Genomic DNA, 920 nt, shown 5'->3' on the forward strand with positions numbered 1-920 from the left:
AACCCGGAAGCTAAGCCTTACTGCGCCGATGGTACTGCAGGGGGGACCCTGTGGGAGAGTAGGACGCCGCCGAACAATTTTTCAGGGACCCGTGGTCCAGCATTCAAGCTGGACCACGGGTCCTTTTTTGTTGCGATTTTCGCGGCAGAAACACCACCGCGTATCGGTCGACCGACCGCGCGACGACGATTGTGGTACGTCAACCGATGACGGTGCCCGAAGACAGGAGTCCAACCGATGTCCCCCAATTCCTCCGACGACCGTCCTGAGCGCGAGCCGCGTCGCGGGGACAGTGGCGACAACCGGGGCGGCTTCCGAGGGCGCCGTGACGACCGTCCGTCCCCTCGTCGTGACGACCGTGGTGGCGACCAGCGTGGTGGTTTCCGCGGCGGCCGCGACGACCGCCGTAACGACCGTGACCGTGGCGGCGACCGTGGTGGTTTCCGTCGTGACGACCGTCCCGCGCCGCGCCGTGACGACGACCGCGGCGGCCGCCCCGGTAGTGCCGGCGGCGGATACGTGCGCCGTGACCGCGACGACCGTGGCGGCCGTCCTGTCGGCGGCAGTGGCGGGCGTCCCAGCGGTGGTGGTTTCCGCGGTGGCCGTGACGACCGCGGGGACGATCGTGGTCGTGGTGGGGATCGTGGTGGTTTCCGTCGTGATGATCGTCCCGCGCCGCGTCAGGGTGATCGTGACCGTCGGGATGAGCGGTCTTCGTTCCGTGGCAGGGATGAGCGTCCGGCGTTTCGTCGTGATGACCGTCCGGCTCCGCGTCGTGACGACCGTGGCGGCGACCAGCGCGGCGGCTTCCGCGGTGGCCGTGACGACCGCAGGGATGACCGTGGTCGTGGTGGGGATCGTGGTGGTTTCCGTCGTGATGATCGTCCCGCGCCGCGTCAGGGTGATCGTGACCGTCGGGA

1 rRNA gene and 1 pseudogene are annotated in these 920 nt (G+C 68.7%); both read left to right on the plus strand.

Annotation, left to right across the window (positions count from 1 at the left end):
• A 5S ribosomal RNA gene (rrf, locus tag LCE31_RS38575) occupies positions 1–75 on the plus strand; the annotation flags it as partial.
• A 250-nt stretch (positions 76–325) separates the two neighbouring features.
• A pseudogene (locus LCE31_RS38580) lies at positions 326–920 on the plus strand (hypothetical protein); the annotation flags it as partial.

Source organism: Streptomyces sp. 8L, assembly GCF_020176795.1.
In the GTDB taxonomy this organism is placed as follows: Bacteria; Actinomycetota; Actinomycetes; order Streptomycetales; family Streptomycetaceae; genus Streptomyces.